Source organism: Rhizobium sp. BK376, assembly GCF_004341625.1.
Taxonomy (GTDB): Bacteria; Pseudomonadota; Alphaproteobacteria; order Rhizobiales; family Rhizobiaceae; genus Rhizobium.
On record NZ_SLZG01000003.1, the window covers coordinates 666,367 to 679,893 of the forward strand.

General features: G+C 60.6%; 11 protein-coding genes. 8 read left to right on the forward strand and 3 right to left on the reverse strand.

All coding sequences use genetic code 11. The annotated features are described in order from the left end of the window. Positions 1 to 12 precede the first annotated feature (12 nt). The 5 genes from EV561_RS11645 (at position 13) to lpxK (ending at position 4,529) form a co-directional block, all read left to right on the forward strand. Complete coding sequence (locus tag EV561_RS11645) at positions 13 to 822, forward strand: 3'(2'),5'-bisphosphate nucleotidase CysQ (RefSeq protein ID WP_132521460.1); 810 nt, start codon at positions 13 to 15, stop codon at positions 820 to 822. Positions 823 to 884: 62 nt separating this feature from the next. Further along, on the forward strand, positions 885 to 1,130 hold the full coding sequence (locus EV561_RS11650; RefSeq protein WP_132521462.1) for a DUF4170 domain-containing protein: 246 nt from the start codon (positions 885 to 887) through the stop codon (positions 1,128 to 1,130). A 168-nt stretch (positions 1,131 to 1,298) separates the two neighbouring features. After that, positions 1,299 to 2,615, forward strand: a complete 1,317-nt coding sequence (gene waaA / locus EV561_RS11655) for a lipid IV(A) 3-deoxy-D-manno-octulosonic acid transferase (protein ID WP_132521464.1) — start codon at positions 1,299 to 1,301, stop codon at positions 2,613 to 2,615. Positions 2,616 to 2,637: 22 nt separating this feature from the next. Then, entirely contained in the window at positions 2,638 to 3,366 is a 729-nt protein-coding gene (locus tag EV561_RS11660) for an HAD family hydrolase (protein WP_132521466.1), read from the forward strand. Between the two features lie 116 nt (positions 3,367 to 3,482). Further along, positions 3,483 to 4,529, forward strand: a complete 1,047-nt coding sequence (gene lpxK / locus EV561_RS11665) for a tetraacyldisaccharide 4'-kinase (protein WP_132521468.1) — start codon at positions 3,483 to 3,485, stop codon at positions 4,527 to 4,529. A 57-nt stretch (positions 4,530 to 4,586) separates the two neighbouring features. Here the strand turns inward: lpxK and EV561_RS11670 are convergent, their stop codons facing one another. Both EV561_RS11670 and mutL read right to left on the reverse strand, forming a co-directional pair. Beyond that, positions 4,587 to 4,817 (reverse strand): DUF2093 domain-containing protein, encoded by a 231-nt coding sequence (locus EV561_RS11670; protein WP_132521470.1) that lies wholly within the window; start codon positions 4,815 to 4,817, stop codon positions 4,587 to 4,589. 129 nt (positions 4,818 to 4,946) lie between these two features. Next, on the reverse strand, positions 4,947 to 6,800 hold the full coding sequence (gene mutL / locus EV561_RS11675) for a DNA mismatch repair endonuclease MutL (RefSeq protein WP_132521472.1): 1,854 nt from the start codon (positions 6,798 to 6,800) through the stop codon (positions 4,947 to 4,949). Between the two features lie 326 nt (positions 6,801 to 7,126). Between mutL and EV561_RS11680 the strand changes: the two genes are divergently transcribed. From EV561_RS11680 to EV561_RS11690, 3 genes are all read left to right on the forward strand, one after another. Next, on the forward strand, positions 7,127 to 8,866 hold the full coding sequence (locus EV561_RS11680) for a response regulator (RefSeq protein WP_132521474.1): 1,740 nt from the start codon (positions 7,127 to 7,129) through the stop codon (positions 8,864 to 8,866). Positions 8,867 to 8,995: 129 nt separating this feature from the next. Continuing rightward, positions 8,996 to 10,354 (forward strand): EAL domain-containing protein, encoded by a 1,359-nt coding sequence (locus EV561_RS11685; RefSeq protein WP_132521476.1) that lies wholly within the window; start codon positions 8,996 to 8,998, stop codon positions 10,352 to 10,354. A gap of 151 nt (positions 10,355 to 10,505) precedes the next feature. After that, positions 10,506 to 12,551, forward strand: coding sequence for an NADH:flavin oxidoreductase (locus EV561_RS11690; protein ID WP_132521478.1), 2,046 nt, complete (start codon positions 10,506 to 10,508; stop codon positions 12,549 to 12,551). Positions 12,552 to 12,622: 71 nt separating this feature from the next. Here the strand turns inward: EV561_RS11690 and EV561_RS11695 are convergent, their stop codons facing one another. Beyond that, a complete protein-coding gene (locus tag EV561_RS11695; RefSeq protein ID WP_132521480.1) occupies positions 12,623 to 13,243 on the reverse strand; it encodes a PRC-barrel domain-containing protein in 621 nt (206 codons plus the stop codon). Between the last annotated feature and the right edge of the window lie 284 nt (positions 13,244 to 13,527).

A 13,527-nucleotide genomic window follows, 5' to 3' on the forward strand; every position in this document is an offset into this window, starting at 1 on the left:
AGGTGCGCAACGATGAGTGATATTGCCGAGGCCGGTCGCCAGAACGATCTGGAGTTGATCGTCGATGCCGCCCGCCAGGCAGGAGAGATAGCCCTTCGCTACTTTCGCCGTGAACCGGAAGTCTGGTGGAAAAACGAGGGGCGCTCCCCCGTCAGCGCCGCCGATTTCGCCGCCAACGAGGCCTTGGCATCGATCCTCAGAAGCGCCCGCCCGAATTATGGCTGGCTCTCGGAGGAAACGGACGACGATCCGGCCAGGCTCAATTCCGAGACGCTCTTCGTCGTCGATCCAATTGATGGAACTCGCGGCTTTATTGCCGGACTCGAAATGTGGTGCGTCAGCGTCGCCGTGGTGACCAACGGCCGTCCGACGGCCGGCGTGCTTTATGCGCCGGCGCTGGGCGAGCTGTTCACCGCCGAGACCGGTGGCCCGGCATTGAAGAACGGAACCCCCATTGGCGTCTCCGATCGACCGGCAACCGAGATGCAGAGGCTTGCGACTGCCGAGGAAATGCTGAGCGGCTTCGATCCCGATTTTCGCAAGACGATTGAGCGTGCCAAGCATGTGCCGTCGCTCGCCTATCGTCTGGCGATGGTCGCCGACGGGCGGCTGGAAGGAACGCTGGTCAAGCGCGACTCCCACGATTGGGATCTGGCGGCGGCTGATCTCATTCTGGAGCGTGCGGGCGGCGCACTCGTCGACCTATCCGGCCATGCGCTGAACTATAATCGCCCCGAGCTTAGCCACGGCGAGCTTTGCGGCGCTCCTGCCGCCCATCTTGAGGCCTTTTTACGTCAGCTCTCCCATCGTCGAGATGGTTGACCTTTCGGTCAAAATCCCTCAGATGAAGGGGGGAGGAGAGAGACAGCAGAAAAGAGACAATCATGACGGACTCAAGCAGCAAAAAGCAGCTCCTGCACCTCGTATTTGGCGGCGAACTGGAAAGCCTTGAAGAGGTTCAGTTCCGCGATCTGAAGGATCTCGATATCGTCGGGATTTTCCCCGACTATGCGAGTGCGCTCGTGGCCTGGAAGGCAAAGGCACATCAGACCGTCGACAACGCCCATATGCGTTACTTCATCGTGCACATGCATCGCCTGCTTGACCCGGAATCTGCCATCAAGGGCTGATTTTCGTCCCGTGGAAATTTGATGCGGTCAGTTAAGGCGGCAATCTGCCGCCTGTCGTTCCATAAATACTATTTTTGACGCATTCAGAACTTAACTGCAGGCCTTCCGCCATAACAATAATCGGGATTTGGCTTTGATGACGATCAGCAGCGATCGGAGGCGAACAAGATGAGCAGCCTGAGGGCGCGCTTTGCCTTGGGTGCCTACCGCCTGGGCGGCATCGCGATCTATCCACTGATGAGCCCCTACCTCGCCGTCCGTGCCGCCAGAGGCAAGGAGGAGCGCGCGCGCCGGTTGGAACGTTTCGGCTATGCCAGTGCCAATCGCCCCCAGGGTCCGCTGGTCTGGTTCCATGCCGCAAGCGTCGGCGAGAGCCTCGCCGTCATGCCTCTCATCCGGGAAATCCGCCGACGCGATATTCACGTGGTCCTGACGACCGGAACGGTGACATCGGCCAGGCTGGTCAGGGAGCGGCTGGGCGACGATGTCATCCATCAATATGTCCCGCTCGACCTGAAGCCGGCTGTTCGCCGTTTCCTCGACTACTGGCAGCCCGATTGCACCATTATTGCCGAGTCCGAGATCTGGCCGACGACCATCATGGAGCTCGGCCAGCGCCGCATTCCGCAGATTCTCGTCAACGCTCGTATATCGGATCGCTCCTTCTCCCGCTGGAAAACCCGCCTGTCGCTGGCCGAAGCGCTGTTCGAGAACCTGGCGTTGGTGATTGCCCAATCGGATATCGATGCCGAGCGTTTCCGTGATCTCGGCGTCCGGCAGGTCATCATGTCGGGCAATCTCAAGGTCGATACCGACGCGCCGCCCTATGACGCCGCACTTCTTGCCCGATACGCAAAGCAGATCGGCGATCGCAAGACCTGGGCTGCCGTCTGCACCTTCGACGGCGAAGAGAGTGCGGCAGCGACCGTCCATCGTGCCCTGAAGGAGCGAAACAGCCAGCTGACCATCATCGTCCCGCGCCATCCCGAACGGTCCAACGAGATCGAAAAGATGCTGGTCGGACAGGGCCTGAAGGTCGCTCGCCGGACGCGCAACGATATTCTCTCGCCCGATGTCGATGTCTTTCTCGGGGACACGATCGGCGAGATGGGCCTCTATCTCAGACTGACCGAAGTCTCTTTCGTCGGCCGCTCGCTGTTCGCCGAGGGCGGCCAGAACCCGCTGGAATCAGCCATGCTCGGCTGCGCCATTCTGTCGGGCGGCCATGTGCAGAATTTCCGTGAGGCCTATCAGCGTCTTGCCCGCAGCGGCAGCGCCAGGATGGTGCGCGATACCGAAATGCTGGCCAAGGGCGTGCATTACCTGCTGACGAATGATTCGGCCCGACGCGGCATGATCGAGGCAGGTTTTGCCACGGTCCAGGAAATGCGCGGCGCTTTGACGGCGACGCTGAAGGGGCTTGAGCCCTACATCAATCCGCTGACGGTCAAGGCGCGGCTTCTTCCCAAAATGGCCCAGGGCTGAAGAAGAGGGCAGGGGGAAACGGATGACGGCGGAGAAGCTTTTGAAGATTGCGGGCATCCTGTTCGACAAGGACGGTACGTTGCTCGACTATGACGATAGCTGGCTGCCGGTCAATCGCGAGCTTGCCCGCATCGCCGCGAAGAATGATCCCGATCTTGCCGATCATCTCCTGCGCGAATGCGGCATGGACCCGGAGACCGGACATATCGTCCCGGACAGCCTGCTTGCGGCCGGCAATACGCGCCAGATTTCCGAGGGGCTGATTGCGGCCGGATCGGAGGTCGATCTTGAGGAACTCGTACACCGCCTGGATCAACTCTTTTCCAATGCTGCGGATTTCTCGGTTCCGGTAACGGATCTCAAGGCTTTCTTCGGCCGCATGCACGCCCGCGGCTACAAGCTGGGCATTGCCTCGAGCGACAATGAACGCTCGATCCGTCAGTTGGCCACCCGCTTCGGTTTCCACGACCATGTCGACTATATCGCCGGCTATGACAGCGGTTTTGGCAGCAAGCCCGAGGCGGGAATGGTCCTTGGTTTCTGCCGGGCAACCGGCCTCTCGCCGGAGCAGATCGCCGTTGTCGGTGACAACAATCACGATCTCCACATGGGCCATAATGCCGGTGCCGGCCTGAAGATCGCCGTGCTGACCGGGACCGGTTCGCGGGAGTCGCTGGCGGCTGCCTCCGACTACTGCCTCAACGACATTACGGAGCTGGAAAGCCTGCTCTCCGAACCGCAGCCGGCCTGATTAGGCAACGGCTTGCTTTTTCTGCCGGTTTGGCCTTTCTTTCATGCCAAATCGAATATTTTTGAGGGTTCTGCCCGCAACATCAGCTATGTGGGTCATGGGGGCGGTAAGACTGCATGGTATCTGAAGCACCGCCTTTCTGGTGGACGAAGCCCGATTGGCGTGCACGGCTCCTCTGGCCTCTTTCCTTTCTCTATGGTCGTGTTGCTGGCTACCGCATGGCGCATGCCAAGCGTGCCTCTGTTCCGCTGCCTGTCATCTGCATCGGAAATTTCACTGTCGGCGGCGCCGGCAAGACGCCGACGGCTCTCGCGATTGCCCGTGCCGCAAAGGAGAAGGGCCTGAAGCCGGGCTTTCTCAGCCGCGGCTATGGCGGCCTTCTCGATGTCACGACGGTCGTCGATCCCGCCCATCATCTCTCGACAGCCGTGGGCGACGAACCCCTGCTTCTGGCGCGCGAAGCGCTGACAGTGATCTCGCGGCGCCGGGCGGAAGGCGCGGAGCGTCTTGTCAGGGAAGGTGTCGATCTCATCATCATGGATGATGGTTTCCAGAGCGCCCGGCTGGTCATCGACTATGCGCTTGTGGTGATCGATACCATGCGCGGCATCGGCAATGGGCATATCGTGCCAGGAGGCCCCGTCCGCGCGCCAATCAGGCGGCAGCTACACTATGCTTCGGCCCTTCTGAAGGTCGGTAGCGGCAATGCCGCGGATGCGATCGTGCGCATGGCCGCTCGCGCCGGAAAACCGTTCTTCGCAGCCTCGCTCAAGGTGCTGGGTCAAAGCGATCTGGCTGGCCGGAAGGTGCTTGCCTTTGCCGGCATCGCCGATCCGGAAAAATTCTTCCGGACAGTCGGATCGCTAGGGGCGGAGATCGCAAGCCGTCGCTCGTTCGGCGACCATGAGCATCTGAGCGACGACGAGATCACTGACATGCTTGACGCTGCTACCCGCGAAGGGCTTGAAATCGTCACGACGTCCAAGGACATGGTCCGTCTAGCAGGGCGTCACGGCAAGGCCGAAGAACTTGCGCATCGCGCCCGCGTCATCGATGTCGAAATGGCCTTCACCGATCCGCGCGCGCCGTATCTGATCATCGACCGTGCGATGGAAGCCTGTCGTCAGCGTCGCATAAGGGAAGGGCGCAAGGCCGGAAAATAGCGGTAGCGCTTTCCGCAATTCCGGACGCAAACCGCTGCACGCTTTTGTTGGAACCGCTTAGCGCTTCTGGTTTGGCAGGGCGCCGGCGCGCTTGTCCGCTTCCAGCGCCAGCGCGACATTGGCATAGGGTTCCTGCCGGGCAACGCTCCAATAGCGCAGCTCATCGAGGGGAATATGTTTGCCGGACATGGCGCAGACGACATAGGAGCCGGGCATCAGGATCTGGAAGTCGCCGTCGAGATAACGAATTTTCGCCTCGCGATTTCCATGTCCTTCGAAAAGATTCATCGCACGCCGTCTCCACGTCCATCAGAAGAATGAAATATACTATACAGGCTTGCGCGCGTCCAATGGAGCACGCGGCCTCCACATCCCTTCGACTGCCTTACCCTTGCGAAACCGATTTTTCCAGCTTTTTCAGCTTCGGCCGAACAGTCGCTCGATATCCGAGAGTTTCAGCTCGATATAGGTCGGCCGTCCGTGATTGCACTGCCCGGAACCGGGAGTGGCCTCCATCTGGCGCAGCAGCGCGTTCATTTCCTCCGGCCGCAGCCGTCGACCTGACCGCACCGAGCCATGGCAGGCCATGGTCGCCGCCACATATTCGAGCCTGGCTGCAAGGCCGGAGGAGGTGTCCCACTCGGCGATCTCGTCGGCAAGCTGCCGGACGAGCCCCTGCGCATCCACCTCGCCAAGCATGGCCGGCGTCTCGCGCACGGCGACCGCGCCTGGGCCAAAGCGCTCCACCGCGAGCCCAAGTTTCGCAAGCCCTTCGGCATGCACCATCAGCCGATCGCAATCCTCGTCCGGCAGGTCGACGATCTCGGGAATGAGCAGCACCTGCGAGGGCATTCGCTTGGAATGCATCGCCTTGCGCAGCTCTTCGAACACCAGCCGCTCATGGGCCGCATGCTGGTCGACGATGACGAGACCGTTTTCGGTCTGCGCGATGATGTAGTTCTCGTGCAATTGCGCGCGGGCTGCCCCGAGCGGAAACTGTGAACTCGCCTCCTGGCCCTGCGGCAGCTCCGGACGCTGCGCCGGCGAAGCGTCCGCCCTTGCGGTCGGCATGGTCAAACCATCGAACGACGCCTGTGGACGCTCCGAAACACCGAGGCTGCCGCGTGAGGAGCCTATGGTCTCAATTTCCCTATCGATCGGTCGATAAGGGGAAGTCTGGGGGCTCCACGCCGCCCCGTTCGCGCCGGGAGACGGCCGCCATCCAGGTTGATAGCCGGCCCGAAACGCCCGCATCATGCCGTCGGCGCCTGTCGTTGCCGCGCGATCGCCTTCGCGCGCCAGCGCCTCGCGGACGGCACCGACGATCAGGCCGCGCACGAGCCCGGGATCGCGGAAGCGCACGTCGGATTTGGCCGGGTGGACATTGACGTCGACCAAGGCCGGATCGAGAGCGATCGACAGGACGGCCACCGGATAGCGCCCGGCCGGAATGGTCTCGGCATAGGCACCGCGAATTGCCGAAAGGATCAGCTTGTCCTGGACGGGGCGGCCGTTGACGAAAGCATATTGATGCGCCGAGTTGCCGCGATTGAAGGTCGGCACGCCGGCAAAACCGGTCAGTTGCACATCTTCTCGCTCGGCATTGAGCTCGATGGCGTTGTCCTTGAACTCGCTGCCGAGTACCTGAGCCATGCGCGCCAGGTGATCGTCGCCGGTTGCCGGGAACTCCAGCGTCGAGCGGTCGCTGCCAGACAGCACGAAGCGCACCTTCGGAAAGGCGATTGCCATCCGCTTGACGATCTCGGTGATCGCAGCCGCTTCCGCCTTCTCCGTCTTCAGGAATTTCAGCCGGGCCGGGGTCGCGAAAAACAAGTCGCGCACTTCCACGATGGTGCCGACATTGGCCGCGGCCGGCCGCAGATGGACCACTTTGCCGCCGGCAACCGCGATTTCCGCGCCGCCTTCGCCATCTGCCCTGCGGCTGGAAATCGTCAGCCGCGCCACCGATCCGATGGATGGCAACGCTTCGCCGCGAAAGCCGAGCGTGCGGATATCGTCAAGCGTGTCCGATATCTTCGATGTGCAGTGGCGTCGAACGGCGAGTTCGAGATCGGTCTGATTCATGCCGGAGCCGTTGTCGCTGACGCGCAAAAGAGCCTTGCCGCCACCGGCGGTGGCGATTTCGACGCGCGTCGCGCCGGCATCGAGGGCATTCTCGATCAGTTCCTTTGCAGCACTGGCAGGTCGCTCGATGACTTCGCCGGCCGCGATCTGGTTGATCAGGGTTTCTGTAAGCTGTCTGATGGCCATGGCCTATTCTCGGGGATTCGCTGCGTCGTGAAAAGGGAGAAAGGGCGCCATCGCGCTTCCGTCCACCCGATTGTGGGCGCTACCCTATGATTAAAAATTAATCTGACCTTAAGACAAAAATGACATTCTGCGCTGTAGTGCTTGAAATGATCGCAGGCAGCATTTTCGCAATTTAAGGCTGAGTGGCGCCGATGCTGGAATCGCCACATCCTCCGGCCGAGGGCTGTCTGTTTCAAGTCTCCATCCCAGCATGCCATCGCAATTGGCCCGGCCCTCGGGCGCCGGCCTGCATGCCGTGATACCGGAAAAATGTGGGAACCTAGAAAATGACCGCCGGTGTTGGGACGACAGTCGTTTCGGGATTGGAAGACGTGCCGCCGGATGCGAGTCTTCAGGCAGCGCTGCTCGATGCCGTGTGCGATGGCTTGACCACCGCGTTTCTCGTTTATGACCGGAACGATCTGCTGCTCTTTGCCAGCCGTCAGGTCCTGAATTTCTTCCCGCTGCCGGCGCATATCCTGCGCCCCACCACGCGCCTGCGCGACATGCTGGGCGCGATTTTCGATACCGGCATTCGTCCGCGCGACGCGTCGGCCAATTCCAATGCCGCCGTCAATCGCGAAAACTGGATATCGCAGAACATAGCCTCGCATTGGCGCGAGCGCTTCGAAACCGTCGAGCGCCATGGTGCCGATCGATGGATCCGCTTCGTCAAGCGCCGCCTTCCGTCCGGCTTCGGCATCTGCATCATTTCGGATATTTCCGAGGAGAAGAAGCGCGAAGATCAATGGCGCGCCGATCTCGAACGCGTGCAGCTGACCGAAGACATCCTCGACAATCTGCCTTTCCCGCTGTTCGTCAAAGACCGGGAAATGACCTATGTCGCGGTCAACAAGGCTTTCTGCAGCAAATACCAGACGACAGCTGACGAAGTGCTGGGCAGGAAAGGCGTCGATCTCTTTTCCAGCGAAGTCGCCATTCGTTTCGAGGAGAGCGACCGCCACGTACTGGAAACCGGCGAGATGTCCATCTCGCGGCAGCGACAGATCGCACGCGACGGCATCGAACGCGACATCGTCACGCGCAAGCAGAGGATCGGCAAGCCGGGCCGCTATTTCCTGGTCGCGACCATGCAGGACCTTCCGAAGGAGGGCGGGGATTTCGACGAGTTCACCCTGGCCTCCTCGATCAAGGAATCCGGTGACCTGTCCTACCGGCGCGCCTATGTGCCGGCGGCCGCCTTGCATGCCGCCTCTCAGAAACCCGTCGCGATGGAGACCTTCGTCCCGGAGAACTTCTCCGGCAGGAAGGTCCTTGTCGTCACGGCGGATATGGCGGCCGGGTCAGCGGCCCTGAAAACGCTCGCCAAATATAGATTCGAGACCTGCCTTGTTCATGACGAAAACGAGCTGGCCGCCTTCCTCGATGTTTCGGCCGCCCACGGCATCAGGATCGACCTCGTCATCGCCGACAATCAGCTCTGCAAGCGTTGCATCGAACTCGCCGAACGGCAGAACGTGCCTGCGCTCCTGGTTGACGGCTCTCAGTTGGCAAATGAGCTGACCTTCCTGATTGCCCGTCATTTCAACCGCGAGCGCCGTGGCGGTTCCACGGGCTCGAGCGCGGAGACGGTTTCGGCCGAAAAGTGGACGCCGGCGACCGTTCAAAGCAACGAGTGCCAGATACTTGTGGCCGAAGACAATGAAATCAACCAGATCGTCTTCTCCCAGATTCTAGAGGGTCTCGGCTATCGTTACCGGATCGCCGCCACGGGCGACGAGGCGGTACGCATGTGGAACGAATTCCGCCCGAAGCTCGTCCTAATGGATATTTCATTGCCGGGATTCAACGGTTTCGAAGCCGCCCGGCTCATTCGGCAGGTGGAAGGGGAAAGTGGAACAAAAACCCCGATCATCGGCGTCCTGTCCCAGTCCTTCGAAAAGGATCGTGCCGAATGCCGTGCATCAGGCATGGATGACGTAATCCTCAAGCCGGTCAGTCCGGATATGCTTGAAACGATATTTCAGAAATACATGCAGGACGATCAGTTACGCCAATCGCTTTGAAGTTTTTAGTTGCGTCAACCCCCTAAAATTGGGGCAGAACTTGGGCTTTCAACGCGTTTACCGCTATCTTTTTTTTAAGACTTCCCCCCCATTCTCGCCCATTAGTGGGAGGAAACCTCGGGACTGAAAATGAAATCGGCTGAAATACCGCTCATGCAAGTCAGTCAGAACGAGTTGCAGGCGATGGCATACACCGATCCGCTGACCGGATTGGGAAATCGTTATCGAATGCGCGACAAGGTGCGGCTGCTCTCGGCGGAGCGGGCCAGCGATCCTGCGCCGTTCACCGTCGGCATCGCCAATCTCGACGCCTTCAAGCCGATCAATGATCTCTTCGGCACTGAGGCCGGTGACGAGATTCTCTGCCAGGTTGCCCACCGGCTCAAGGCTTGCATTCCCGACGGCGCTGTCGTCACGCGCCATGAGGGTGATGAATTCGCCTTCGTCCTGCCGCTCGTCTTCGAGCGCGTCGGTGCTGAAAAATTCGGCCAGATGATCCGTGAAGTCTTGTCGGCGCCCTATGATCTGGGCGACCGCAATGTCCGTCTTTCGGCTTCCTTCGGTTTTGCGATCTATCCCTTCGCCGGCGAGGAATTCGAGGATCTGCTGAAGAACGCCGACACGGCGCTCTATCGGTCCAAGCGGCGCGGACGCGGCCAGATCACCGTCTATTCCAAGGAAATCGCCCAGGAAATGAAACGTGCGACGCAGCTGGAACAGGCGCTGCGCAATGCCATCATTTCCGACGCCATCGAAGTGCATTTCCAGCCGATCGTATCGCTTGCCAACAATGCGACGGTGGGCTTCGAGGCACTGGCGCGCTGGAATGATCCGGATCTCGGCTTTGTCTCTCCAGCCGTCTTCGTTCCGCTTGCCGAAGAGCGCGGCTTCATCGATGCCCTCTCGGAAGCCCTTCTGAGAAAGGCTGCTGAAGCGGCCCTCTCCTGGCCGCGTGAACTCTTCCTCTCGTTCAACCTTTCGTCGGCCCAGCTCATGGATCCCGGGACAAGCGGCAGTATCCTCGCCATCCTCAGCCGTGTCGGTTTGGATCCGCATCGCCTGGAACTGGAGATCACCGAAACCGCGGTCATGAGTTCTGCCGATACCGCCCATCGCATCATCGCCGATCTGCGCGCTGCCGGCGTTCGCATATCGCTCGACGATTTCGGAACGGGGCAGTCGAGCCTGGGACGGTTGCGCGATTTCATCTTCGACAAGGTCAAGATCGACCGCGCCTTCGTGTCCCGCATCAATTCCGACCGCGCGTCGGAGCATATCATCAAGGCGATCCTTGCCATGTGCGAAGGCCTCGACCTACAGGTCGTGGCCGAGGGCATCGAGGACCGCAGCGAGGCCGCCAAGCTTCGGGCGCTGGGCTGTGGCATGGGGCAGGGTTATTATTACGGCAAGCCGGTCGACGGAGCCGCGACCTTGCGCTATCTGCGCGAAAACCACTACGAAGCCGCCGGCGAACGCGTCAGCGCCTGATAACGCCAGCGGCTGACCGTCTTTCTTTTTCCCTTCGCGGCGCATCGGGGCCATTCAGCGCCGCCTTTGGAGGGCACCTCCTTGTTTGTCGTAGTGATGATGCCTCTTTGAGAGCTGCTATTCAGACCGGCTCGCAATCCGAGGGTAAGACATGACCGCGTCCAATGATCCGCTGCTGCAACCCTACCAGCTGAAACACCTGACGCTGAAGAACCGCATCATGTCGACGGCACATGAGCCGGCCTATTCCGAGGAGGGCATGCCGACGGATCGCTACCGGCTCTATCACCTGGAAAAGGCAAAGGGCGGAATAGCGCTGACGATGACGGCTGGTTCGGCTGTCGTGTCGCCGGACTCGCCGCCGGCCTTCGGAAATCTTCACGCCTATCGCGACGAGATCGTGCCGTGGCTGAAAAAGCTTGCGGACGACTGTCATGAATATGGCACGGCCGTGATGATCCAGCTCACCCATCTCGGCCGCCGCACCGGCTGGAACAGGGGCGACTGGCTGCCTGTCCTTGCCCCGTCACCGATCCGAGAACCTGCCCACCGTGCTTTTCCCAAGGAGGCGGAGGAGTGGGATATCGAGCGGATCGTCGCGGACTATGCGAGCGCCGCCCAGCGCATGCAGGCAGCCGGCCTCGACGGGATAGAATTCGAGGCCTATGGCCACCTGATGGACGGCTTCTGGTCGCCCGCCACAAACCGTCGAGACGACGAATTCGGCGGATCGTTGGAAAATCGCATGCGGTTTTCGACGATGGTGACGGAAGCCGTGCGCAAGGCTGTCGGGCCGGATTTCATCGTCGGTATTCGCCTGGTCGCCGACGAGGACTGGGAAAAGGGCCTGTCGCGCGAAGAAGGCGTGGAAATCGCCAGCCGCCTCGCAAGGTCAGGCACGATTGATTTCCTCAACATCATTCGCGGCCACATCGATCATGACGCCTCGCTGAACAAGGTTATCCCTATCCAGGGCATGCCGGCTTCGCCTCACTTGGATTTTGCAGGCGAAGTAAGAGCGGCGACGAAATTTCCGGTCTTCCACGCAGCGCGGATCAGCGATGTCGCCACCGCCCGTCACGCGATCGCGGAGGGGAAGCTGGATATGGTCGGCATGACACGCGCCCATATCGCAGACCCCCATATCGTCAAGAAGATCATGGCCGGCGAAGAGGCGCGCATTCGCCCCTGCGTCGGCGCCACCTATTGCCTGGACCGCATTTACGAGGGCGGCGAGGCGCTCTGTATTCACAACGCCGCCACCAGTCGCGAGGCCGAAATACCGCACGATATCGCCAAGGCCCAGCTTTCGCGGAAGGCCGTGGTCATCGGTGCCGGTCCAGCCGGTCTGGAAGCCGCCCGCGTCCTCGCGGAACGCGGGCACAAGGTCGAGGTGCTGGAAGCGACGAGCCAGGCCGGTGGGCAAGTCAACCTGCTTACCCGCAATCCCAGGCGCAAGGAGATGGTCGGCATCATCGACTGGCGCCTCTCGGAGCTGGAACGCCTCGGCGTGAACATTCACTATGACGTCTATGCCGGTGCTGACGACGTCCTAGCCTTCGAGCCGGATCTCGTCATCGTCGCCACAGGTGGCATTGCCCAATCTCCCGAACTCGATGCGGGCGAGGAACTGGTCACGTCGAGCTGGGATATCCTGGCGGGTGCGATCAAGCCTGAAGGCTCCGTGCTTTTGTTCGACGACAATGGCGGTCATCAAGGCATGTCTGCCGCGGAGGTCATCGCGAATGCTGGCGCCGAACTGGAACTCGTATCGCCGGAGCGTTTCTTCGCACCGGAGATGGGCGGCATGAACCATGTGCCCTATGCGAAGACTTTCGCCGAGAGGAACGTTCGCGTGACGATCAATATCAGGCTGAAATCCGTCCGCCGCGACGGAAATTCGCTGGTTGCGACACTGGGTTCGGATTTCTCCGAAACGACGGCGACCGAACGACGCGTCTCGCAGGTGGTCGTCGAGCACGGCACGATGGCCAATGCCGATCTCTATCTCGAGCTCAAGCCGATGTCGCGCAATCTAGGTGCTGTCAACTACGATGCCCTGATCCGCCGCCAGCCGCCTTTGCCGGTCAGAAACGACGAAGGCCGGTTCGATCTCATCCGCATCGGCGATGCCGTCTCAAGTCGCAACATTCACGCCGCGATCTATGACGCGCTGCGCTACTGTTCTCTGCTGTAAAACATAGCAAAACGGCGGCGTGTGGGGCGCCGCCGTTTCCGCCTGTTCAGGCGCTGCCGGATGCTTACTCACTACTTGTTCGTCGTGGAACCGGTGGTCGTAGTGTCCGTACCGGTCATACCTGCACCCGAACTCGGAGCCTTCGCCGCAGACTGCATTTCAAGGGTCTTGAACTCCGGAGCGGCCTTCAGCGAGTCGGCCGTTTCGGTCGTCGACAATTTGACGCTGCCGTCCTGCGTATTCTGGGCGATCGTGATCTTCTTGATCGGCACCGCAACGTTCTTGGCACCGATGCCCAAGAAGCCGCCGACGCCGACAACAGCGGCGACGATACCGCCTTCCTTCTGCATGATCAGGTCGTTGACCTTACCGATGCTTTCATTGCTGCCGTTATAGACGGACTGGCCGATATAGGTGTTGGCGCTGACCTGGTCCGGAGACTGCTGGGTCAGATAGCTATCGGCCTGGGCGGTGTCTGTGGTCGCAGCCGGTGCCGGAGCCTGGGCGTTGTCAGCCGGCGCCATGGGGGCAGCTGGCTTCATCGCGTCAGATGCTGCCGGAGCGGTCTGCGTTGCTGCCGGAGCATTGTTGTTGGAAGGCTGCGTGGCCTGTGCGAAAGCTGCGGGAGCGAGCACCGATGTTGTCGCAAAGATTGCACCCGCCGCTACGGAAGTGAGAAACCTGCCTGTCATCGTGAACCTACCTTTCATTCAGATGGCTGATCCAGCTCCGCGGCGTCTCTCCTAGACTAACCATCATCGAGCCGGTTCAGTAAGGGAATGACTGGCGCTTTATTTGGTTCCACAGAAAAAAAGCGAAAGAATATAGATGCTTGATGGAACTTTTCGGAAATGCAGGTGCGAAATTCGCCAATTTTCCGTCGGTTTCGACACAAGTAGCGCGCGTACGACGACGCTGAGGACCGCAAATGATTGGGTAGGAAATGGGAGAATGAAGGCCTTTGCAGGCCTTCACC

Coding starts and splice junctions, on each gene's coding strand:
- EV561_RS11670 (WP_132521470.1), bottom strand. CDS start 4,817: ATGAATCTTTTCGAAGGACATGGAAATCGCGAGGCGAAAATTCGTTAT.
- EV561_RS11645 (WP_132521460.1), top strand. CDS start 13: ATGAGTGATATTGCCGAGGCCGGTCGCCAGAACGATCTGGAGTTGATC.
- mutL (WP_132521472.1), bottom strand. CDS start 6,800: ATGGCCATCAGACAGCTTACAGAAACCCTGATCAACCAGATCGCGGCC.
- waaA (WP_132521464.1), top strand. CDS start 1,299: ATGAGCAGCCTGAGGGCGCGCTTTGCCTTGGGTGCCTACCGCCTGGGC.
- lpxK (WP_132521468.1), top strand. CDS start 3,483: ATGGTATCTGAAGCACCGCCTTTCTGGTGGACGAAGCCCGATTGGCGT.
- EV561_RS11660 (WP_132521466.1), top strand. CDS start 2,638: ATGACGGCGGAGAAGCTTTTGAAGATTGCGGGCATCCTGTTCGACAAG.
- EV561_RS11690 (WP_132521478.1), top strand. CDS start 10,506: ATGACCGCGTCCAATGATCCGCTGCTGCAACCCTACCAGCTGAAACAC.
- EV561_RS11650 (WP_132521462.1), top strand. CDS start 885: ATGACGGACTCAAGCAGCAAAAAGCAGCTCCTGCACCTCGTATTTGGC.
- EV561_RS11695 (WP_132521480.1), bottom strand. CDS start 13,243: ATGACAGGCAGGTTTCTCACTTCCGTAGCGGCGGGTGCAATCTTTGCG.
- EV561_RS11680 (WP_132521474.1), top strand. CDS start 7,127: ATGACCGCCGGTGTTGGGACGACAGTCGTTTCGGGATTGGAAGACGTG.
- EV561_RS11685 (WP_132521476.1), top strand. CDS start 8,996: ATGAAATCGGCTGAAATACCGCTCATGCAAGTCAGTCAGAACGAGTTG.